The organism is Pigmentiphaga sp. NML080357, assembly GCF_002188465.1.
GTDB lineage: Bacteria > Pseudomonadota > Gammaproteobacteria > Burkholderiales > Burkholderiaceae_B > Pigmentiphaga.
The window spans coordinates 1-19,767 of the sequence record NZ_NINW01000003.1 but is presented as its reverse complement, the minus strand read 5'-3'; the positions used below and the strand labels follow the sequence as shown (position 1 = coordinate 19,767).

Below are 19,767 nucleotides of genomic sequence, written 5' to 3'. Positions count from 1 at the left end.
GTTGTCTAAGGAATGGACGGCGGCGCGGATACACGCCGCCGGCGCTGCCCGTCTTTACGCGGGATCCGCCGCGTCCACGAAAGTGATCAGTCCCATGCCGCTGGTCATCGGCGCGTAGTAGTTCCTGTGCAGCCTTCGTACCTTGGGCGCCATGGCGCCCCGCATGATTAGCCACATGATGAGTTCCACCGCCTCGGCGCCCGCCGCGTCCATGATCTCCTGGTGGGTCATGGCGGCCAGGGTCTCGGGGTCGGATTCGATGAAATCGAGCCAGCGCTGGTCGAAGGCCTCGTTCAGGTGGCCGAAGCGTTCCCCGTGCAATTGATGCGACATGCCGCCCGTGCCCACGACCGCCACGCGCATGTCGGCCGGATAGCTTTCGATGGCGCGCCGCAGGGCATGCCCCAGCCGCAGGCATCGGCGCGCGGTCGGCAGCGGATGCTGGATCACGTTGACGACCAAGGGGACCACCTTGATGCTCCAGTCGGGCTGATAGGACCAGAGCAGCGGCAGCGGAACGAGCAGGCCGTGGTCCACCGCCATTTCCTGGCACACCGTCAGGTCGAACTCGTCGGCGATCAGCGCGTTGGCCAGGTGCCACGAGAGCGCCGGGTCGCCCTTGACCGCCGGCAGCGGACGCTGGCCGAAGCCCTCGTCGGCGAGCGGGTAGGTGTCGGCGGTACCCAGCGCGAAAGTGGGACAGCGGTCGAGGCCGAAGTCCGAGCCGTGGTCGTTGTATACGAAGACCACCGCGTCGGCCCGTATCTCGTTCTCGAGCCAGTCCTTGACCGGAAGGTAGCCATCGAAGAGCGGCTTCCATGCCGGGTCCTGCTGTTTGCCCAGGTCGAAGGCGCGTCCTATCGAGGGGACGTGCGAACTACCGATGCCTGCGACGATGCGTGCCATCAGACGGCTCCCTTGTTCTGGCGCGTGGCGAGAAACGCTTCCAGGCTCTGGCCGCGCATCTGCGCGCCCATGGCATACAGCCCGGCTCCCACGGTGGCGCCGATCTTGATCATGTAATAGATGTTGCCTCCCAGCCTGACCAGCTCCAGCCAGTCTCGATCGCGGATGGCCTGCTTCTGCGCCTCGGACAGCGCGAAGCCGGCCATGTAGGCCTCTTCGTCCTGGCGGAATCGTTCGCGGTTCTCGGGGCGGGTCAGCGACATGCACAGCTTGTTGACGGCGTAGCCGGCGCGGCTGCGGTCTCCGTCGAACACATAGGTGCCGGCTATGCCCCAGTCGCGGGGGTTCGGTGATGGGTCTGTCATCGTGTCTCCTGGCATGAGGTGGGGTTCAGACGTCGAACGGCAGCCCCGTATAGTTGCGGGCGAACAGTTCCGCGGCGCGCGCGTCTTCGACGATTTGTCGGAGTTCGGCCAGCTGCATCTGGAGTTGGAAGCGCGGCTCGTCGTGGAAGCGATGCAGCAGCGTGCACAGCGAGGCGGCGAAGCGCTGGGTTTTCCAGACCCGGTGCAGGGCGATGTCGGAGTACCGGTCGAGCAGGTCGCTCTGGCCCCGGCGGTAATAGGCGTCCAGTCCCGCCGCCATGATGCGCACGTCTCCCACCGCGCTGTTCAGGCCCTTGGCGCCGGTGGGCGGGACGATATGCGCGGCGTCGCCGGCCAGCATCAAGCGGCCGTGCCGCATCGGGGCAGTCACGAAACTGCGCATGGGTGTCAACGATTTCTGCACGATGCGGCCCTCGTTGAGCAGAAAGCCATCGTCGGTGGCGAAGCGCGCGTGCAGCTCGGACCAGATGCGGTCGTCGGACCATTGGTCCACGTCCTCGTCGATCGCGCATTGCAGATACAAGCGGCTGACCGACGGCGACCGCATGCTTTGCAGTGCGAAGCCGCGCTCGTGATGGGCATAGATCACTTCGTGCGAGGCGGGCGGCGCCTCGGCCAGGATGCCGAGCCAGGCGAACGGATAATCCCGCCCATAGATCTCCAGCTGGCCGGCGGGAACGGCGGCGCGGCTGATCCCGTGGAAGCCGTCGCAGCCTGCCACGAAATCGCATTCCAGCTCGCAAGCCTCGCCTTCGTGCTCGTAGCGCACGCGCGGCCTGGGCTGGTCCAGGGCAAGCAGCGAGGTCGCCTTTGCCCCGAACAGGATGGGATGCCCCGTGCGCAACCGCGCCTCCACCAGGTCCTTGACGATCTCGTGCTGGGGGTAGACGGTGACGCATTGCCCGCCGGACAGCGCCTTGACGTCCAGGCGATGGCGCTTTTCGCCGAAGCGTATGTCGATGCCCTCGTGCACCATGCCTTCGCGGGCCAGGCGGTGGCCCACGCCGCAATCGCGCAGTGTCTGCACCACGCCATGTTCGAGCACCCCGGCGCGTTGCCGGTTTTCGATGTACGCGCGCGACCGGCTTTCGAGGATGACCGATTCGATGCCGGCCAGGTGCAGCATTTGCGCCAGCAACAGGCCGGAGGGGCCGGCGCCGACGATGCCGACCTGAGTCTTGATGGTTTTCATGCGATTGCTTGGCTGTTCCGTTGCGGCGGCAGTATCGGTGCGCCACCGCCCCGCGGGAAGCCAGCTTTTTCTTATCTCGATAGCGATTCGTTATCGGCTGGGTTCCCGGCCCGCACGCGCGACGGAGCGCCACGGCACGTTCCTTGCTGATCCCGCCGCGCTTCCGCACAAGGTTTCATTACGCTGGCGCCGGCATGGGAGCGGCAGGCGCCGCGAGAGGAGAAATCACCATGGCATACACCGCACCGCCGCAGCAAAGCGGCGCCGGCATCGTCGGCAAGGGCAGCGCGACGGCCGAGGGGCCGGGCCCGCACATCATGGCCGCCGCCACGCTGGACGGCAACAACGTCTATAGCGCCGATGACGTGGACGTCGGTTCAATCAAGGACATCATGCTGGACGTCAGCAGCGGACGGATTGCCTACGCGGTGCTGTCCAGCGGCGGCTTTCTGGGCATGGGCGAGAAGCTGCTGGCCATCCCGTGGAGCGCGCTGACGCTGGATACCGACCGCAAGGCCTTCATCCTGAGCGTGCCCGCGGACGTGGTGAAGCAGGCCGAAGGGTTCGACAAGGACCACTGGCCCAGCTTCGCCGATGCCGGCTGGGCCACCTCGCTGCACAGCCATTACCAGACCGAACCGTACTGGCGCCGGCGCGGGGAGGAAACCACGATCGACCAGCCCGTGGTCAACGCGCCCCGGACCGGGTTCTCGGAAGGGTTGTAGGAGCAGGGGAGCGGGCGGCGTCAGGACCGCCCGCCGGATAAGGTTCCTGGCGCGGCGTCCTAGCCGGCGTTCTCCGTGGCGCCGAACACGCCATCCAGGCGGCGGCGCCACGCTTCCTTGTCCCCTTCAGGCGCGAAACTGGCCTCGAAGCTGTTCAGCGCCAGTTGCCGCGCTTCGCGCACACCCAGCCCGGGCAGCGCTTCGAAGCAGGCCACCAGGTTCTCGTTGACGTATCCGCCGAAATAGGCCGGGTCGTCGGAGTTCACCGTTACGCACAAGCCGGCCTCGAGGAGTTCGGCCACCGTGTGCTGCGCCATGCTGGGATAGACCTTGAGCATGACGTTGGACAGCGGGCATACGGTCAGCGGAATCCGGTGCTCGGCCAGGTACGCCACCAGGCGCGGATCGTCCAGGCAGCGAACGCCGTGGTCGATGCGTTCCGCCTTGAGTTCGTACAGCGCATTCCAGATGTATTGCGGCGGGCCTTCTTCGCCGGCGTGCGCCACGGCGTGCCAGCCGAGTTCGCGGCAGCGCCGGAAGACATTGGCGAATTTCTCCGGAGGATTGCCGACTTCGCCGCTGTCCAGTCCCACGCCCAGGATGTGCTCGCGATAAGGAAGGGCAGCCGCCAAGGTCTCGAACGCAGATTCTTCCGGCAGGTGGCGCAGGAAGCACATGATCAATTCGCTGCTGATGCCCAGCGCCTGCCGGGCGTCGTGCCGGGCGCGCGCCAGGCCCTGGATCACGGTGCCGAATTCGACGCCGCGCATGGTGTGGGTCTGCGGATCGAAGAAGATCTCCGCATGCACCACGTTGTCGGCGGCTGCGCGGCGCAAGTATGCCATCGCCATGTCGTAGAAGTCTTCCTCGCGCAGCAGGACGCCGGCCCCGGCGTAGTAGATGTCGAGAAAGCTCTGCAGGTCCTGGAAGGCATAGGCCCTGCGCAGGCTCTCGACGTCCGGATGGGGCAGCGTCACGCCGTTGCGGCGCGCGAGCGCGAAGATCAGCTCTGGCTCCAGCGTTCCTTCGATGTGCACATGCAGTTCTGCCTTGGGCATGGTTCGCAGCAGCGTCGCGAGACGGGGTCGGGACAGGTCGTCGGGCGCATGCATGGGGGTTCTCAAGTCTCGTCGCTTTCGTCGTACTTGCGCGAACTGCCGTAGAAGGCTTCCCGCGGATACTTGATCGCATTCTTCAGCATCTTGCGCTCCACGGCCTGGCCGATGTCGATGTCCAGCTTGTCGGCGAGCGCGACCAGGTAGAGCTGCACGTCGGCGATCTCGTCGGCGGCCTCGGCCAGCTTGATGGGATTGAGTTCCTTCGATTCCTCTTCCGTCATCCATTGGAAGATGGAGACCAGTTCGCCGGCTTCGCCGCTCAGCGCCATGGCGAGATTCTTGGGGGAATGGAACTGGTCCCAATTGCGCTCGTCGGTGAATCGCCGGACGGCGTGCTTGATCTTGTCGAAATCGGACACGGTGGTTCCTCGCGGGCGGGACAGCTATATTCTAGCCCCGCCGTCCTGGCCGTCCGGCGGCGGCCGTACCGCCAAAACCGCAAAAACTGCAATACGGCCCGCCCTACAGTGCGCTCCAGGAGGTCCCATGAAATCGCAAACCCGCAGCCATTACGAGCGGCGCCTGGAACCGGTCCTGGCGTGGCTCGCCGCGCATCCGGACGAAGACGCCGATCTGTATCGCCTGGCCGAACTGGCCTGCCTGTCGCCGTACCACTTTCATCGCGTGTACCGCGCGATGATGGGCGAGACGGTGGCGGCGACGGTGCAGCGGGTGCGGCTGCTGCGGGCGTCGGCCGAACTGCGGACGGGCAGCCGTCCGCTGGACCAGGTGGCCAGGCGGGCCGGCTACGAGTCGACCGCCGCGTTCAGCCGGGCATTCGGCGCGGCGTTCGGCATGCCGCCCGGGCGATATCGCGAGGACCGTTCTCCCGAAGCCATCCATCGAGACAAGGAGCTCACCATGTATCCCGTGCAGATCGAATCGTTCCCCGGCCTGTCCCTGGCCGTCCTGCCGCACGCCGGCGATTATCTCCAGATCGGCGGCACCTTCGACCGGCTGTTCATGCTGGCGGCCGGCCGCGGGCTGATGCGGGGGACGCCGCGCTGCTTCGGCGTGTACTACGACGATCCAGAGCAGGTCGCGGCGAAAGACCTGCGGTCCGAAGCGGGCATCGAAGCGCCGTCCGGCGTGGAGCTTGCCGAGCCGCTGCGGCGGCTGCAGTTGCCGGCGGGGCGGTGCGCCGTGCTCGAGCACACCGGGCCGTATAGCGAACTCGACTCGGCTTACGCCTGGCTGTTCGGCGGCTGGCTGCCGGCCAGCGGCGAGCAGCCGGCCGACTTCCCGGTGTTCGAAGAGTATCTGAACGATCCGAAGACTACGCCGCCCTCGGAATTGAAGACCCGGATCTACTTGCAGCTGGCGGACCGTCCTTAGCGCCGGCGGCTCAACTGCCGCGCAGGTCTATCCTGGCCGCGAGATCCCCGTATACCTTCAGTTCCCGGGACAGCTTGCTGCCGAACTCGGCCGCCGTCAGAGGCTTGGCGGCGAGATTGCCTTGCGCCTCCATCGCGTGCTGCACGGCGGGGTCGCGCAGGATGTCGGCGACGTCGGCGTTGATCCTGGCCACCACCTCAGGCGGCGTGCCGGCCGGGGCCAGCAGGCCGTGCCAGGTGCTGATGACGTAGTCCGGCACGCCGGCTTCGGCGAAGGTGGGAACGTCCTTGAGCTGCGCCAGCCGCTCGCCGGACGCCACCGCCAGCGCCCGGAGCTTGCCCTGCGAGATATAGGCCATGGCCGAGCCGGGGGTGGGAAAGGACATGTCCACCACCCCGCCGATGAGATCGGTCATGCCCTGCGCCGCGCCCTTGTAGGGCACATGCAGGATCTCCGTGCCGGTCCGGATCTTGAACAGTTCTCCCGCCAGGTGCGGCACGCCGCCCACGCCTTGCGAGCCATAGCTGAATGGCTTTTTCTTTTCGCGCAGCGCGGCCAGCAACTGGCCCAGGTCCCGGTAGGGCGATGCGGCGCTGACCACGAGCACGTTGGGTACTTCGACGGTCAGGGCTACGGGCGTGAACGACTTCTCGACGTCGTAGCGCAGGTTCTTGTTCACGAACTTGTTGAGGTTGTGGCTGCTCGCGGCCACCAGCAGCGTATAGCCATCCGGCTTGGCGTCGGCCACCGCGGCGGCGGCGATCGTGGCGTTGGCGCCGGGCTTGTTGTCCACGATGACGGACTGTTTCCAGCGCTTGGCCAGTTCGCTGGCGATCAGGCGCGCCGATTGATCGATCGCGCCGCCTGGCGTGTAGCCGACGACCAGGGTGACGGGCCGAGCGGGATAGTCGGCCGCGAAGGCGGGCTGGCAAAGCAGGGTCGCGGCGGCGAGGCAGGCCGCGAACCTGCCGGCGGGAAGGCGCATGGGAAGTCTCCGGGTGTTCTTGTCGAGTGGCTGCGCGAGCTGGCAAAGCGCCGCGCGCCGTACACGCTAAACACCGCGGACGCGGCGATCAAGCCGGATTTCCCAGCTTTTCGCACCGCGAAAAGCTACCAGGGGACCGGCGGCGCGACCAGGCGGCGGTTTTCGTAGCCCTTGACCGACCCGAAGCGCTCGCTGCGGGCTTCCCAGTCTCGCTGCGCCTGGGCGATTGCCTCTTTGCTGCCGACGAAGTTCCACCAGATGGTGATTTCGTCGGTGGGCGGCTCTCCCCCGATCAACAAGAGGCGGGTGCCCGCCTCCAGCGCCAGGCCGACTTCCACCCGTCCGGTCGAGAAGTACGCCAGCTCGTTCACGCCGAAGCGCTCGCCGTCCACCAGTACGGCGCCTTCGAGCACCAGCAGGCCATGCTCGAAGCCCGGTTCCAGCGCCATGCGCAGCGCGGCGGCGTCCTGGCAGCGCAGATCCAGTCCCACCAGCCGCGAGTAGACGCGGGTGGGGGCGGTGCGGCCGGCACAGGAGCCGGCCAGCAGCGTGAAGTCGATGCCGGCTTCCGACCAGCGCGGCAGGTCGGGATAGTGGTCGAACGCCGGGGGCATTTCCTGCTTGCCCGGCGGCAGCGCGATCCAGAGCTGCGCGGCATGCAGAACCTGCTGGTCCGGCAGCGACTCCTCGGTGTGGCTGATGCCGATGCCGGCCGTCATCAGGTTCACCTGGCCCGGCCGCAGCACCTGTTCGTTGCCCAGGCTGTCGCGGTGCAGGGCCTCGCCCTCGATCAGCCAGGTAAAGGTCTGCAGGCCGATGTGGGGATGGGCCTCTACCAGCATGCCGCCGCCTGGCGCGAAGCGGGCCGGCCCGGCGTGGTCGAGGAAGCACCATGCGCCGATGCGCCGGTGCTGGCGCACCGGCAGGACCCGGTCGACGCTGATGCCCCCGCCTATCTGCGCGGTACGCGAGGCAATGCGTTCGATGTGGGACGTCTCCGCTGCCATGCTAGTGCTCCATATGAGGGAAGCCCACCCCCTTGCGGCCTTCGGCCGCTCCCCCTCAAGGGGGCGGCGCTGGCGGACCGGCAAAGCCGGATCCGCGGCGCCCTGGGTCTAGTACGAGTTTCTTGGTTTGTGCACCGTTGCTACCGCTGGCAGCCAGCGAAGCACAGGTACAACAATCCAAGATAACCGTACGAGACCCAGGATGCGGTGGATCCGGCTCCGCCGGTCCACCCGCATCGCCCCCTGGGGGGCGCGCGTAAGCGCGTAGGGGGGACCCACTATGATAATGCCTTGGGGTAAAGTCGGGTAAAGCCGGCGGCGGCAGATCGGCTTCCCGGGATTTACGGAGACGTGTTACATGCGGTGGTTCAAGCGCATCGCAATCGGTGCGGCGATCCTGCTCGCCGTCGCGGCCATCGGGGTGACGGCTCTGGTGTTGCTGGTCGATCCCAATCATTACAAGGGTCCGGTTGCCGATGCGGTCAAGAAGCGGTACGACCGCACCTTGCGTATCGACGGCGATCTGAAACTGAGCGTTTTTCCCGGTCTGGGCGTCGAGATCGAGCGCTTGTCGCTGTCCGAGCCCCGTTCCACCCAGATTTTCGCGGCCGTCGATACCGCGCGCGTGTCGGTAGCGGTCCTGCCGCTCCTGTCCGGCCGTATCGTGGTCGACCGCGTCAAGGTCGTGGGACTCAAGGCCAACGTGGTGCGCTACCAGAACGGCAAGTTCAACTTCGACGACTTGCTGGGCGAGACGCCCAAGCGGCCGGGCCAGCCGGGCGGGGGAGAGCTCCAGGCCGAAGGCAAGCCGCTGCTGTTCGACGTGGCCGGCATCGAGTTCAGCGGCGGTGAACTTGCGCTGCGCGATTATGTCCGCGGCACGTCGATGCGGGTCGAGCGGCTCGCCGCCACCACCGGCCGGGTGGCGCCGCGCACGCCGTTCGACTTCGAGGTCTCGGCGCGCGTGCTGGGGCAGACCCCGCGCGTGGACGCAACCGTGCAGAGCCAGGGGCGCCTGACCTTCGACCCGGCCCGGCGCCTTTTTTCCGTCAAGGGTTTCGACCTGAAGGCCACCGGCGTGCTGCCGTCCATACGCGCAACGGCGCTGACCGCGCGCGGCGATGTCGCCTACGATGGGCAGCGCCAGGCCATCGACGCTTCCGCCGTATCGGTCGTGTTCCAGGGCGACGTCGCGGGCAGCCGTCCGCTGACCGGCGTGGACCTGCGCCTGGATGCGCCGCGGCTGAACGCCGGCCTGGCCGAAGGCAGGCTCCAGGCCGAGAAGCTGGCGTTGTCGGCGCAGGGCAAGCTGGGTGCGGATCCGTTCGATGTGTCGCTGGCCGCGCCGGCGCTGCACGTCTCGCCGCAGGAAGCCAAAGGCGAGGCATTGACCGGAAGATTGCGCATGAGCGGTGCGCGCGACCTGGACGCCAAGCTGGCGCTGTCGGGCATATCGGGCAATGCCGACAAGCTCGAGGTCGCGCGCTTCGCCTTGGACGGCGAGTTCAGGCAGGGCGACCGGCTGGTCAAGCTGGCCAGCGCTTCGCCGCTGGAAGCCAACTTGCGGCGCAAGACGCTGTCCTTGCCGCAGGTAGCGGGACAGGCCGACATCAGCGATCCCTCCCTGCCTTCGGGACAGATGCAGATTCCGTTCAAGGGCAGCCTGCGCGCCAATCTCGACAAGGAGCACGTCGCGGGGCGGATCGACGCCACCATCGAAGGCGGCGAGTTCAGCGCCACCGCCGACATCGCGCAATTCGACGAGCCGCGCATCACCTTTGCCGTGGCCGCCGACGTGCTGGATCTCGACAAGCTGGCGCCGGCGCGGCCGGGTGGCGGCGGGAGCGGAGGCGGGGGCGGGACGGGGGGCGCCAGGCCGGCCCCGGCGGACCGGCCGGTGGACCTTTCGATGCTGGAGGGCATCACGGCGAGCGGCAGCATCAAGATCGGCAGCCTGGTCGCCCGCGGCCTGAAGGCCAGCAATGTGTCGGCCTCGGTGCGCGTCGCCAAGGGGCGCGCCGACGTGAGCGGGCTCAGGGCTTCTCTGTACGGCGGTACCCTGTCGGGCAGCCTGTTCGCCGACGCCTCTACCCACCGCATCGGCGTCGCGCCGACGTTGACCAACATATCCGTGCAGCCGCTGCTGTCAGACCTGGCGGACAAGGATACGCTCATGGGGCGGGGCACGGTGGCGCTCAACCTGACCGCTACCGGCAAGACGGTGGAGACGATGAAGCGCGGCCTGAACGGCACGGCGAACATCGCCCTGCGCGACGGCGCGATCAAAGGCGTGAACGTCGCCCAGTCGCTGCGCGAATTCCGTTCGCTGCTGTCGCAGCGCAAGGACGACGCCCTGCAGCACCAGGAAACGCTGCAGACCGATTTTTCGGAATTGCAGGCGCACCTGGTCTTTGCCGGCGGCATCGGCACCCTGCGCACCTTGAACGTCAAGGCGCCGCTGCTGCGCATCGCCGAAGGCGAGCCGGCGCGGATCGACATACCCGGACAACGCTTGGACCTCGTTGCCCTGGTGACCGTGGTCAATACCAGCACCGGCCAGGGCGGCAAGGAACTGGCGGAACTGCGCAACGTGACCGTGCCCCTGCATGTGACGGGGCCGTTCGACTCTCCCACCTACACCATCCAATGGAGCAAAGTCGCCGCCGACGTTCTCAAGAACACCCTCAAGGAGAAGATCCAGGAGGGCCTGGAGAAATCGGAGTCGGTGGACAGGCTGCGCGACCGGCTGAAGGGAATATTCAAATGAAAGGGAAAGCCCCTCCCTACGCGCTTACGCGCGCGAGGAAAGCCCACCCCTCGCGGCTTACGCCGCGCCCCTCAAGGGGCGGCGCTGGCGGACCGGCAAAGCCGGATCCGCGGCGCCCTGGATCTAGTACGGCTTTCTCGGTTTGCGACACCGTTGCTACTGCTGGCAACCAGCGAAGCGCAGGTGCCCCACACCAAGATAACGGCACTAGACCCAGGATGCGGCGGATCTGGCTCCGCCAGTCCGCTCGCATCGCCCCCTGGGGGGCGCGCGTCAGCGCGTAGGGGGGGGCTTTATTCGTGTCCATTGCTATATCAGGACTCTACATCTATCCCATCAAATCCTGCGGCGGCATTGCGTTGCAGCGGTCGGCGATCGGCATGGCGGGACTGCACAATGACCGGCGCTGGATGGTGGTCGACGAGCAGGGGGTATTCCTGACGCAGCGCAGCCATCCGGCCATGGCGCGCATACGGACCGACCTGCGCGACGGCTACCTCGTGGTCACCGCGCCGGGACAGCCGCGGTTGGACATTCCCATCGATGTGGTGGAGGACGACGACAGCGTGCGGCGCCGGGTGAAGGTCTGGCGCGACGAAGTGGATGCCGTGGACGAGGGGGACCTGGCGGCGCAATGGTTTGGCGCGCTGCTCGGCACCCCGTGCCGGCTGGTCAAGGTGCATCCGCAATCGCAGCGCGTGGCCAGCGTGGCACGTATCGAGAACTGGCTGGCGCGGCATCCGGTGGCCGCGGATTTCCCCCGGCAGCACATCTTCGCCTTTGCCGACGGCTACCCCATCCTGGTGACGAACGAGGCCTCGCTCGCGGAGCTGAACGACAAGCTGGCGGCCAAGGGGCAGCCCGCGGTGGGCATGGACCGCTTCCGGCCAAACGTGGTGCTCAGCGAATTCGGCGCCTTCGACGAGGACTACACCGTGCTGGTCACGGTGGGCGAGATCCGCATGGCGCTCGTCAAGCCATGCGTGCGCTGCGAGATCCCCAATACCGATCAGCTCACCGGCGCGCGCGCCGCCGAGCCCATGACGACGCTGACGACGTTTCGCAGCCAGCCCGAGGGCGGCGTCACGTTCGGCATGAACGCCATCGTCAGTGCGCCGCAGGGCGCGATGATCAGCGTGGGCGACCGGGCCGAGGTGCTGCTGGATTTCTGAACCCTCACCCCGCGTGCCGCCGGTCAGGCGGCCTGCTGCCCGCGATCTCCCGGCGACTGCCGGGTGGTGGGGGCCAGCATCGCTTCGACCACCGCCGGCCGGCCGGCGCGTACGCAGGCCAGCGCCTGGGCCAGCGCCTCTCGCAGAGCTTGGCGATCCTCCACCCGGATGGCCATGGCGCCGCCCGCGGCAGCTCCGAGATCCGCCAGGCGAGAACCGGCGCTCGCGGCTACCCAGTAGGCGTCGGCGGCATGCGCGGCGCCCGACGGGTGGACGAGGTGGGTGGAGGCCTTGGGGGAATGCCAGCCGCTGTTGTTATAGATGACCGTGAGCATGGGCGCCTCGTAGGTCGCCGCCACCCAGTAGGCGCTGGCGGGCACGCCGAAGACGTAGCAGCCGTCGCCCACCAGCGCGATCACTTCGGCATCGGGCCTTGCCAGCTTGGCGCCGATTGCCGCGTTGATGCTCCAGCCCAGGCCGCTGCCGCCGCTGGAGAAGAAGCTGCCGGGCCGGTTCATGCGCAGCGTGGAGGTGATGGCCAGCGCGTTGGACGGCTCCTCGCAAAGGACGACGCTGCGTTCGGTCAGCAGTTCCTTGACGGCGAGCGTGACGTCCCGCGCGGTCAGCGGGCCGTCGTCCGTGGTAGCCGCGGGCCCGGCCGGCGCGCTGGCCCGCAGCCACGCCTCGCGCTCCGCTTTCAGTGCGCGATCGACGGGCAGCTCGGCCTCGAGCAGCTGGGCGAGCGCGACGCCGCTGTCCGCCATGTAGCTGTCGTGCGCACCGAAGTGCCAGGCGCCGAGCGTGGACTTGACCGGATCGGTGTCGAGGTGGAAGACGCGCGCGGCGGGATCGGGGCGGGTATTCCTGGGCAGCCACGGTACGTCCACGTCGACGAGGACGATGGCGTCGGCTTCGTCGATCAGGCGGTCGCGGCGATATCCGAGGTGGCAGGGATGATCGCCGGGGAAGTTGACGTACTGCGGGCCGACCTCGACGACCCCCACGCCGTATCGCTCGCATACGGCAACCAGCCGTTCGACCGTGGCCGGATTGCGTCCTGCGTAGGTCGTGATGAGCAAGGCCCGGCGCGCGCCGGCCAGGAGCGCGTGCAGCCCGCGCACCGCGTCCGGCGCAAGGCCCGCGCCTTGGACGGGGGGCGCAGCGCCGGATCCGCCGCCGGCGTGGGATCGGCTTCGTCCCATACTTCCCGGGCGCCGGTCAGGTACACCGGCCCCTGCGGTTCCGATGCCGCGATCTGCCGCGCGCGTAGCAGCGCTGCCTGTACGGTGGCCGCGTCGCGCAGTTCGTAGCTCCACTTCATGAACGGCGCCACCAGCTCGTGCTGGCGCGTGGTGTCCTGGATGTAATGGATGTACTCGGTACGGGCGCCGACCCGGTCGGGCGCCTCGCTTACCGGCGACAGGCCCGCCACCACGATCGCGGGCACGCGGCCGCGGCAGGCGTTGTGCACGCTGCCGCCGAGATTCTGCGTGCCGACGTCCACGTGCACCAGTACGAGCTGGGGCCGGCGGGTCACCATGGCGTAGCCGTGGGCGGCGCTCAGGGCGGTCATTTCGTGGGGGCAGACAATCACGCGCGGCGCGGGTTCGCCCGATGCCCTAAGGCGGGCAAGGGCTTCGATGAAGGCGGGATGGTCGCTGCCCAGGTTGGCGAAGATGCAGTCGATCCCCAGCTGTGCGCACAGGCGGATCAGCCGCTCGGCGGCTGACGGAGGAGCGGCGTTTCGATTCAGGTCCATGAGGTTTCCGGCATTGGAGTGTCGGTCGCCACCTTAGTCGCGCGGCGCATGTCCGGCCATCCATGAACGCTAATGCGGACCATGCGCGATGCCTATGTGGCCGGTCCCGGCGCCAGTCCCGCGGATTCATGCATATCGTGAATGCCCGGCATAAGCGGCGCCTTCTCGACGCGCCTTGCGCCCCTCCGTATGGTGGCGACAGGACGCCGGCCCCGGTTGCGGGCGCGGCGATGTTTCCGGTCAGCAATGCATCCATCATGACATCAGAGACTCAGGTAGTGATCGTAGGAGCCGGCCCGGTGGGCCTGGTGTGCGCCTTGGCCCTGGCCCGCTCCGGAACGGACGTGGTCGTTCTCGAGGCGCTTGGGAAACTGCCCCGGGAGCAGCGGGGCGCGGCCTTCCATCCCCCGACGCTGGAAATGCTCGAGCCCCACGGGATTACCGGCGACCTGCTTCCCTTGGGGCTGCGCATCCCCGTCTGGCAGATCCGCGACAAGGAGGACGGCGTCGTGGCCGAATTCGACCTGGGCATGCTGGCCGACGAGACCCGGTATCCCTATCGCTTCCACTTGCCGCAACATCACCTGGCGGCCGATGCGCTGGCCAAGCTCCGGCGCGAACCGCGCGCCACGGTGCTGTTCGGAGCGAGCGTGGAAGGGCTCGCGCAGGAAGACGCGCGCGTCCGCGTACGGTATCGCGACGCCACGGGAGCGGCGGCGGAGATCGCCGCCTCCTGGGTCGTGGGCTGCGACGGCTCCCGCAGCATCGTCAGGAAGGCCAGCGACATCGCCTATGAGGGCTTCACCTGGCCCGAGCGGTTCCTGGTCACCAACGTGGACGAGGACCTGGTGAGCGAAGGTTTTGCCGAGACGTCCTATGTCGCCGATCCCGACAAGTGGGCGGTCATCCTGCGCCTGGCGGATCCGCGCGTCGGCAATCTGTGGCGCATCGCCATGCCCTCCGATCCGGATCTGCCGGAAGAGGAAGTCATGGAGGAAGGTTATGCGCAGGCCATGTTGCGCGAGGTCCTGGGATGCGATCGTTCGTTCCGTCTGATCTACCAGAGCACCTACCGGGTGCACCAGCGGGTGGCTTCCACCTTCCGCAAGGGCAGGGTGCTGCTGGCGGGGGATGCCGCCCACATCAACAATCCCATAGGGGGATTCGGCCTGAACGGCGGCGTGCATGACGCCATAAACCTGGCGGACAAGCTGGGCGCGGTATGCGCCGGGGCCGACGATGGCCTGCTCGATCTCTACGATCGCCAGCGTCGCCACGTAGCGGTCGAGAACGTGCAGCGCCAGAGCATACGGAACAAGAAGCTGATGCAGGAACGCGATCCAGGCGTGCGCAGGCGGAACATCGACGAACTGCGCTCGGTGGTCCGGGATCCCGAACGAGCCAGGGCTTACCTGCGCGACAGCTCGATGATCAGCTCGGTGGCGCAGGCCGCCGCGATCCGCTGACCCTTTTCGATGGAGACACCCATGGCCATTCCTGTCATTTCCGCGTTCCTGGACGGCGGACACGCATCCCGGTCGCAACTGCGCCGTTTCGAAAAGAACGATCCCGCCACCGGGGCGCGGATCGCCGAAGTCGAGGAGTCGGACGCCTCGCTGGTGGACGAGGCCGTGCAGGCGGCCACCCGTGCGGCCCGCGGGCCGTGGGCCGCCGCTTCCGCCGAGCAGCGGGCCGGATGGCTGCAACGCATCGCGGACGCCATCCGGCGGCGCTTCGATGCGTTCGTGGATGCCGAGGTCCGCGATACCGGCAAGCCGCTTTCCATGGTGCGCAATATCGAGATCCCGCGCGTCATTGCAACCTTCGAAGTCTTCGCCGAACTGATCCGGACCCACCGCGACGATGTGGTCACCACGGCCATGCCGGATGGCAGGCAGGCGATCAACATGACCACGCGCATGCCGCATGGCGTGGTGGCCGTCATCTGCCCCTGGAATTTCCCGCTGGTCCTGGCGGTCTGGAAGATCGCGCCGGCGCTGGCCTGCGGCAATGCCGTCGTAGTCAAGCCCTCGGAAGAGACGCCATCGTCCGTGGCCCTGCTGGCCCGGGTCATGGAGGAGATCGAGTTTCCCCGGGGCGTGTTCAACGTGGTCTATGGCTTTGGCAGGGACTCGGCAGGCGCCTTCCTGGCCGCCCATCCCGGCGTGAATGCCATGACCTTCACCGGGGAGACGCGCACCGGCGAGGCCATCATGGCCGCCGCGGCACGCGGCGTGCGGCCGGTGTCGCTCGAGCTGGGCGGCAAGAATGCCGCGCTCGTGTTCGGGTCCGCGGATCTCGATGCCGCGCTCGAGGGATCGCTCCGCTCGGCGTTCATGAACGCGGGCCAGGTGTGTTTCGGCACCGAGCGCATCTATGTCCACCGGCCGTTGTTCGAGCGTTTCGTAGCAGGGCTGGCGCAGCGCGCCTCGGCGCTGCGCATGGGCGATCCGCTCGACCCGGGCACGACCTTGGGGCCGCTGATCAGCAGGCGCCATCGGGACAAGGTGTTGCAGGCCTGCGCCGCGGCCCGCGAAGAAGGTGCCACGGTGCACGCCGGCGGCCAGGCGCCGCGAATGGAAGGGCGGCTTGCAGATGGGGCGTGGATGCAGCCGACCATCTGGACCGGTCTTGCGGAGTCTTCCAGCGTGGTGCGTCACGAAGTGTTCGGACCCTGCTGCCACATCGCGCCGTTCGACGATGAAGAAGAGGCCATCGGTCTCGCCAACGACAGCGACTACGGGCTGGCCGCCGCGGTCTGGTCGCGCGATCATGCGCAAGCCTTGCGGGTGTCGACGCGCCTGCGCGTGGGCGTGGTCTGGGTCAACGCCTGGGGCATACGCGACCTGCGCACGCCCGGCGGTCTCCCGTGCTGGCCGACAACGTCGTGGCGGCGTCTCAGCCGCTGGCCGCCAGGGCGGGTATCGCCATGCTCGAACAGGGCGGCAACGCGGTGGATGCGGCAATCGCGGCGGCGGCCGCATTGACCGTGGTCGAGCCGGTGATGAACGGATTGGGTGGAGACGCGCAGGTGCTCTTGTGGGATGGCGCGGACGTGGTTGGCCTCAACGGCTGCGGCAAATCGCCGGCCGCGTGGTCCGCGCAGCGTTTCAGCCAGCATGCGCGCATGCCCGACCTCGGCTGGGAGTCCGTCATCGTGCCGGGGGCGGTGGCCGCATGGGCCGACCTGAGCGCCCGCTATGGCAGGCTCCCGTTCGATGCCTTGCTCGTGCCTGCGATCCGCTATGCCCACGATGGGTTCCTGGTCAGTCCCGTCATTGCGAGGCAGTGGAAAATCCACGCCGACCGGCTGAAGGAGCAGCCTGGGTTCGCCGCTGCATTCATGCCGGGAGGCCGCGCACCGAAGGCGGGGGAGCGTTTCCGCTTTCCGGCGTTGGGCCGCTCGCTAGAACGTATCGCCGCCACGCGCGGCCGCGACTTCTACGAGGGAGAAATTGCAGCCGCCGTGCTGGCCGATGCAGTGCGGCACGGCGCGGCGGTGTCGGCGGACGATCTTGCGGGACACCGGTCCGAATGGCTGTCGCCGCTTGCCGGCCGATATCGCGGGCTCGATGTCTACCAGATGCCGCCGCCTGCCCAGGGCCTGGCGGTGCTGTCCGCGCTGGGAATCATGCAGCACTTCGACCTCGGTCCGGGGCAGGACGCGGTGCTGCGTGCGCACGTGCAGATCGAGGCCATGAAGATGGCGTTCTCCGATGTCTATGCTCACGTTGCCGACGCGGCATGGATGCGGGACCTGCCGTCGGCGCTGCTCGATCCGGAATACCTGCGGTCGCGCGCCGGCCACATCGATCCCGCCCGGGCCGCCGCTCATGCTCCATGCCCCTTGCCCCGCCACGCAACGGTATATCTGGCCGCTGCCGATCGGGATGGCATGGTGGTCTCGTTCATCCAGTCCAATTACCACGGATTCGGCTCGGGAGTCGTCGTTCCCGGAACGGGGGTCAGCCTCCACAACCGCGGCTCCGGATTCACGCTCGAGGCCGATCATCCCAATTCGGTGGCGGGTGGCAAGAAACCCTTTCATACCACCGTGCCCGCGCTGCTCATGCGGGAGGGGCGGCCGTGGGGCGCCCTGGGCGTAGTGGGGGCCGATATGCAGCCCCAGGGACAAGTGCAGATCATCTCGGCGTTGGCGGACCTGGACTCGAATCCGCAAGCCGCGCTGGACATGCCCCGATGGCGCATCGATCAGGAAGGCGGGATCCGCCTGGAGGCCGCCGCCGCGTCGCAGATCGGAGAAGGACTGATGGCGCGGGGGCATCGCGTGGTCCGGATGCCTCCAGGCAACATCGACTTCGGCGGGGCGCAATGCATTATCCGCGTGGGCGATGGCTACGCCGGGGCTTCCGACGGAAGCCGGGACGGCAGCGCCGTGGGGACCTGAGCGGGCTCGGTGGGTTGCCCTGGGGGGCCGCGGCGCCTGCGCGCCGCGGCCGGACCGGTCAGGCCTGGGGGTCGGCTTCCACCGCCTGGCCGGTCAATCTCCGGTACTTGGCCATCAACTGGCCCTGGTCTTCCCGCCACGCGGGGTGCAGCTCTATGCACTCGACCGGGCACACGACCTTGCACTGCGGCTCGTCGTGGTGGCCGACGCACTCGGTGCAGCGGGCGGGATCGATCTCATAGATCTCCGCGCCGAGGTAGATGGCGTTGTTGGGGCACTCGGGCTCACAGACGTCGCAGTTGATGCATTCGTCGGTAATCAGTAGAGCCATCGAAAAACTTCCTTGCTGCCAGGGCGGCGCTTCAGGCGCCGCCGCGCCCGCCCATTTGCGCGACCTTGGCATGCAGCCAGCGCTCGACGGACGGGAATACGAATTTGCTCACGTCGCCGCCCAGCTGGGCGATTTCGCGCACGATCGTGCCGGAAATGAACTGGTACTGGTCGGACGGCGTGAGGAACATGGTTTCGACATCGGGAAGCAGGTATCGGTTCATTCCCGCCATCTGGAACTCGTACTCGAAATCCGACACGGCGCGTAAACCCCGGACGATGACGCGGGCATTCTGCTCGCGCACGAAGTCCTTGAGCAGTCCGGAAAAGCTCGATACCTGCACGTTCGGATAGTGGCCCAGGATCTCGCGGGCGATCTCGACGCGTTCGTTGACGGTGAAGAACGGGGCCTTGTTGCGGCTCACCGCCACGCCGACCACCACCTTGTCGAACAGCCCGGCCGCGCGGCGGACCAGATCCTCGTGGCCGCGGGTCATCGGGTCGAAGGTGCCAGGATATACGGCAATGATCATGCGTAGGCTCCGTGTTCTAGTAATGAGCGTCAGCCCCTTGTCCCGCCCGCCCCGCTGCCGGGGCCCCGAGGGCATGGATGGGTTCCGCTTCTCGCGGGCGCTGCGATGTTTCTGGTCCGGCGCGTGGTGGCCGTCGGAATCCGGTCTCGGATGATGTGATTATTTCCTTATTTGCGCGGCGCAGCAAATTGGCAATTGCTCGTATCAGACGTTTCCGGGTGCTACGTGGCCGCGGCGGCCCAGCGGAACAGGTGGAAATGCACCGCGCCGGCCTTGTCCTGCCGCAGCAATTCCGTCCCGGCTGGCGCAGCGACGGGCGATTCTGCTTCGATATAAAGGATTCCCTCGTCAGTAAGCGCTTGCAATGCGAGCGGCAGAACCCGTTCGAGCCAGCCTTGCCCGAAGGGCGGGTCCAGCATGACGAGGTCGAACCGAGGCAGCAACCCGCGTGCCAGCGTCGCGTGGGCGTCGCCCGCGATGATGCGCACGTTGTCCGCTCCCAGGCGCGTGCGGAGCGCTTCCAGTCCCGCTGCGGCCCGGCGGTCGGCCTCGATGAGGACGGCCTGCGCCACTCCCCGCGAGGCCGCCTCGAAGCCCAGGGCACCCGTGCCGGCGAAGGCGTCCAGCACGGTCTTGCCGGCGAATTCGCCCTGCCACAGGTGGTGCAGCCAATTGAACGCGGTCTCGCGGACCCGGTCGGGCGTGGGCCGAAGGCCGGGCAGATCCAGGACCGGGATGGGCGTGCGCTTGAACCGCCCGCCGATGATGCGGACCTTGTGCGGAGCGGTGCGGGGAGCGCGCGGGGAAGGGGAGCGTGATGAGGGCATGGCGAGGGACCGGTAGAATCCCAGATTCTATATGCCGACGGCGGCGCGCCTGCCGGACGGACGACCCGGCCGCGCGACATGGCCGGGAGGCAGTTTCAGCAGACAGGTCTCCATGTTCAGTTTCTTCAAGAAAAAAGCACCGCCTCCCCCACCCGACCAGGAACGCGTCTCCGGCCCCGAGGCCGCGAACGAAGGCCGGCCGGACGAGGCTGCGCGTGTGGACGCCGGCACGGCCGACGTCGATCCGGGTTCTTCCCAGCCCGGCGTTCCGGGCCTGGCCGGGGGCCAGTCCGCCGCGCCGCCGGCCGTGGTGCAGC

The 19,767-nt window shown here is 67.8% G+C and carries 19 protein-coding genes and 1 pseudogene; 8 read left to right on the top strand and 12 right to left on the bottom strand.

Features of this window, described 5'->3' with window-relative positions:
* Positions 1-54: 54 nt before the first annotated feature.
* Genes CDO44_RS00220 through CDO44_RS00210 form a run of 3 tightly spaced genes read right to left on the bottom strand, consistent with a single transcriptional unit; the run spans position 55 to position 2,484 of the window.
* Positions 55-906: a class III extradiol dioxygenase family protein gene (locus CDO44_RS00220; RefSeq protein WP_087778130.1), complete on the bottom strand. Its 852-nt coding sequence runs from the start codon at positions 904-906 to the stop codon at positions 55-57.
* Positions 906-1,271, bottom strand: a complete 366-nt coding sequence (locus CDO44_RS00215; protein ID WP_087778129.1) for a protocatechuate 3,4-dioxygenase — start codon at positions 1,269-1,271, stop codon at positions 906-908. The genes CDO44_RS00220 and CDO44_RS00215 overlap by 1 nt, the downstream gene beginning before the upstream one ends.
* Positions 1,272-1,296: 25 nt before the next feature.
* On the bottom strand, positions 1,297-2,484 hold the full coding sequence (locus tag CDO44_RS00210; RefSeq protein ID WP_198951251.1) for a 4-hydroxybenzoate 3-monooxygenase: 1,188 nt from the start codon (positions 2,482-2,484) through the stop codon (positions 1,297-1,299).
* A gap of 230 nt (positions 2,485-2,714) precedes the next feature.
* Between CDO44_RS00210 and CDO44_RS00205 the strand changes: the two genes are divergently transcribed.
* A complete protein-coding gene (locus CDO44_RS00205; RefSeq protein WP_087778128.1) occupies positions 2,715-3,209 on the top strand; it encodes a PRC-barrel domain-containing protein in 495 nt (164 codons plus the stop codon).
* A 59-nt stretch (positions 3,210-3,268) separates the two neighbouring features.
* Here CDO44_RS00205 and CDO44_RS00200 read toward each other — a convergent pair whose 3' ends face one another.
* Positions 3,269-4,321: an adenosine deaminase gene (locus CDO44_RS00200; RefSeq protein ID WP_087778127.1), complete on the bottom strand. Its 1,053-nt coding sequence runs from the start codon at positions 4,319-4,321 to the stop codon at positions 3,269-3,271.
* An 8-nt stretch (positions 4,322-4,329) separates the two neighbouring features.
* Positions 4,330-4,686, bottom strand: coding sequence for a nucleotide pyrophosphohydrolase (locus CDO44_RS00195; protein WP_233145977.1), 357 nt, complete (start codon positions 4,684-4,686; stop codon positions 4,330-4,332).
* Positions 4,687-4,813: 127 nt separating this feature from the next.
* Here CDO44_RS00195 and CDO44_RS00190 point away from each other — a divergent pair, with 127 nt between their 5' ends.
* Positions 4,814-5,662: a GyrI-like domain-containing protein gene (locus tag CDO44_RS00190; RefSeq protein WP_087778126.1), complete on the top strand. Its 849-nt coding sequence runs from the start codon at positions 4,814-4,816 to the stop codon at positions 5,660-5,662.
* 10 nt (positions 5,663-5,672) lie between these two features.
* Here the strand turns inward: CDO44_RS00190 and CDO44_RS00185 are convergent, their stop codons facing one another.
* Positions 5,673-6,647 (bottom strand): tripartite tricarboxylate transporter substrate binding protein, encoded by a 975-nt coding sequence (locus CDO44_RS00185; RefSeq protein ID WP_087778125.1) that lies wholly within the window; start codon positions 6,645-6,647, stop codon positions 5,673-5,675.
* Between the two features lie 125 nt (positions 6,648-6,772).
* Entirely contained in the window at positions 6,773-7,654 is an 882-nt protein-coding gene (locus tag CDO44_RS00180) for a pirin family protein (protein WP_087778124.1), read from the bottom strand.
* A 358-nt stretch (positions 7,655-8,012) separates the two neighbouring features.
* Between CDO44_RS00180 and CDO44_RS00175 the strand changes: the two genes are divergently transcribed.
* Complete coding sequence (locus tag CDO44_RS00175) at positions 8,013-10,421, top strand: AsmA family protein (protein WP_087778123.1); 2,409 nt, start codon at positions 8,013-8,015, stop codon at positions 10,419-10,421.
* A gap of 299 nt (positions 10,422-10,720) precedes the next feature.
* Complete coding sequence (locus tag CDO44_RS00170; RefSeq protein WP_087778122.1) at positions 10,721-11,593, top strand: MOSC domain-containing protein; 873 nt, start codon at positions 10,721-10,723, stop codon at positions 11,591-11,593.
* 23 nt (positions 11,594-11,616) lie between these two features.
* On the opposite strand, the gene CDO44_RS27925 is transcribed toward CDO44_RS00170, so the two are convergent.
* Both CDO44_RS27925 and CDO44_RS27920 read right to left on the bottom strand, forming a co-directional pair.
* Complete coding sequence (locus CDO44_RS27925; protein ID WP_369824484.1) at positions 11,617-12,357, bottom strand: thiamine pyrophosphate-dependent enzyme; 741 nt, start codon at positions 12,355-12,357, stop codon at positions 11,617-11,619.
* A gap of 155 nt (positions 12,358-12,512) precedes the next feature.
* Entirely contained in the window at positions 12,513-13,352 is an 840-nt protein-coding gene (locus CDO44_RS27920; RefSeq protein ID WP_087778120.1) for a thiamine pyrophosphate-binding protein, read from the bottom strand.
* 257 nt (positions 13,353-13,609) lie between these two features.
* On the opposite strand from CDO44_RS27920, the gene CDO44_RS00155 reads away from it, so the two are divergent.
* Genes CDO44_RS00155 through CDO44_RS00145 form a run of 3 tightly spaced genes read left to right on the top strand, consistent with a single transcriptional unit; the run spans position 13,610 to position 17,760 of the window.
* Positions 13,610-14,818 (top strand): NAD(P)/FAD-dependent oxidoreductase, encoded by a 1,209-nt coding sequence (locus CDO44_RS00155; RefSeq protein ID WP_087778398.1) that lies wholly within the window; start codon positions 13,610-13,612, stop codon positions 14,816-14,818.
* Positions 14,819-14,839: 21 nt separating this feature from the next.
* The gene (locus CDO44_RS00150; RefSeq protein ID WP_198951250.1) at positions 14,840-16,339 is read left to right on the top strand and encodes an aldehyde dehydrogenase family protein; all 1,500 of its coding nucleotides are present in this window, start codon (positions 14,840-14,842) and stop codon (positions 16,337-16,339) included.
* Complete coding sequence (locus tag CDO44_RS00145) at positions 16,222-17,760, top strand: gamma-glutamyltransferase family protein (protein ID WP_233145976.1); 1,539 nt, start codon at positions 16,222-16,224, stop codon at positions 17,758-17,760. Before CDO44_RS00150 ends, CDO44_RS00145 begins: the two co-directional genes overlap by 118 nt.
* A gap of 58 nt (positions 17,761-17,818) precedes the next feature.
* On the opposite strand, the gene CDO44_RS00140 is transcribed toward CDO44_RS00145, so the two are convergent.
* The 3 genes from CDO44_RS00140 to rsmD all read right to left on the bottom strand — a co-directional run bounded on the left by CDO44_RS00140 (position 17,819) and on the right by rsmD (position 19,450).
* On the bottom strand, positions 17,819-18,091 hold the full coding sequence (locus tag CDO44_RS00140) for a YfhL family 4Fe-4S dicluster ferredoxin (RefSeq protein ID WP_087778119.1): 273 nt from the start codon (positions 18,089-18,091) through the stop codon (positions 17,819-17,821).
* 31 nt (positions 18,092-18,122) lie between these two features.
* Complete coding sequence (coaD, locus tag CDO44_RS00135; RefSeq protein WP_087778118.1) at positions 18,123-18,623, bottom strand: pantetheine-phosphate adenylyltransferase; 501 nt, start codon at positions 18,621-18,623, stop codon at positions 18,123-18,125.
* A gap of 221 nt (positions 18,624-18,844) precedes the next feature.
* On the bottom strand, positions 18,845-19,450 hold the full coding sequence (gene rsmD, locus CDO44_RS00130) for a 16S rRNA (guanine(966)-N(2))-methyltransferase RsmD (protein ID WP_087778117.1): 606 nt from the start codon (positions 19,448-19,450) through the stop codon (positions 18,845-18,847).
* A gap of 112 nt (positions 19,451-19,562) precedes the next feature.
* Here rsmD and CDO44_RS00125 point away from each other — a divergent pair.
* Positions 19,563-19,767: pseudogene (locus CDO44_RS00125) on the top strand (hypothetical protein); the annotation flags it as partial.

Coding starts and splice junctions, on each gene's coding strand:
- CDO44_RS00200 (WP_087778127.1), bottom strand. CDS start 4,321: ATGCATGCGCCCGACGACCTGTCCCGACCCCGTCTCGCGACGCTGCTG.
- CDO44_RS00215 (WP_087778129.1), bottom strand. CDS start 1,271: ATGACAGACCCATCACCGAACCCCCGCGACTGGGGCATAGCCGGCACC.
- CDO44_RS00140 (WP_087778119.1), bottom strand. CDS start 18,091: ATGGCTCTACTGATTACCGACGAATGCATCAACTGCGACGTCTGTGAG.
- coaD (WP_087778118.1), bottom strand. CDS start 18,623: ATGATCATTGCCGTATATCCTGGCACCTTCGACCCGATGACCCGCGGC.
- CDO44_RS00220 (WP_087778130.1), bottom strand. CDS start 906: ATGGCACGCATCGTCGCAGGCATCGGTAGTTCGCACGTCCCCTCGATA.
- CDO44_RS00190 (WP_087778126.1), top strand. CDS start 4,814: ATGAAATCGCAAACCCGCAGCCATTACGAGCGGCGCCTGGAACCGGTC.
- CDO44_RS00210 (WP_198951251.1), bottom strand. CDS start 2,484: ATGAAAACCATCAAGACTCAGGTCGGCATCGTCGGCGCCGGCCCCTCC.
- rsmD (WP_087778117.1), bottom strand. CDS start 19,450: ATGCCCTCATCACGCTCCCCTTCCCCGCGCGCTCCCCGCACCGCTCCG.
- CDO44_RS00180 (WP_087778124.1), bottom strand. CDS start 7,654: ATGGCAGCGGAGACGTCCCACATCGAACGCATTGCCTCGCGTACCGCG.
- CDO44_RS27920 (WP_087778120.1), bottom strand. CDS start 13,352: ATGGACCTGAATCGAAACGCCGCTCCTCCGTCAGCCGCCGAGCGGCTG.
- CDO44_RS00150 (WP_198951250.1), top strand. CDS start 14,840: ATGGCCATTCCTGTCATTTCCGCGTTCCTGGACGGCGGACACGCATCC.
- CDO44_RS00185 (WP_087778125.1), bottom strand. CDS start 6,647: ATGCGCCTTCCCGCCGGCAGGTTCGCGGCCTGCCTCGCCGCCGCGACC.
- CDO44_RS27925 (WP_369824484.1), bottom strand. CDS start 12,357: ATGGCGGACAGCGGCGTCGCGCTCGCCCAGCTGCTCGAGGCCGAGCTG.
- CDO44_RS00205 (WP_087778128.1), top strand. CDS start 2,715: ATGGCATACACCGCACCGCCGCAGCAAAGCGGCGCCGGCATCGTCGGC.
- CDO44_RS00175 (WP_087778123.1), top strand. CDS start 8,013: ATGCGGTGGTTCAAGCGCATCGCAATCGGTGCGGCGATCCTGCTCGCC.
- CDO44_RS00155 (WP_087778398.1), top strand. CDS start 13,610: ATGACATCAGAGACTCAGGTAGTGATCGTAGGAGCCGGCCCGGTGGGC.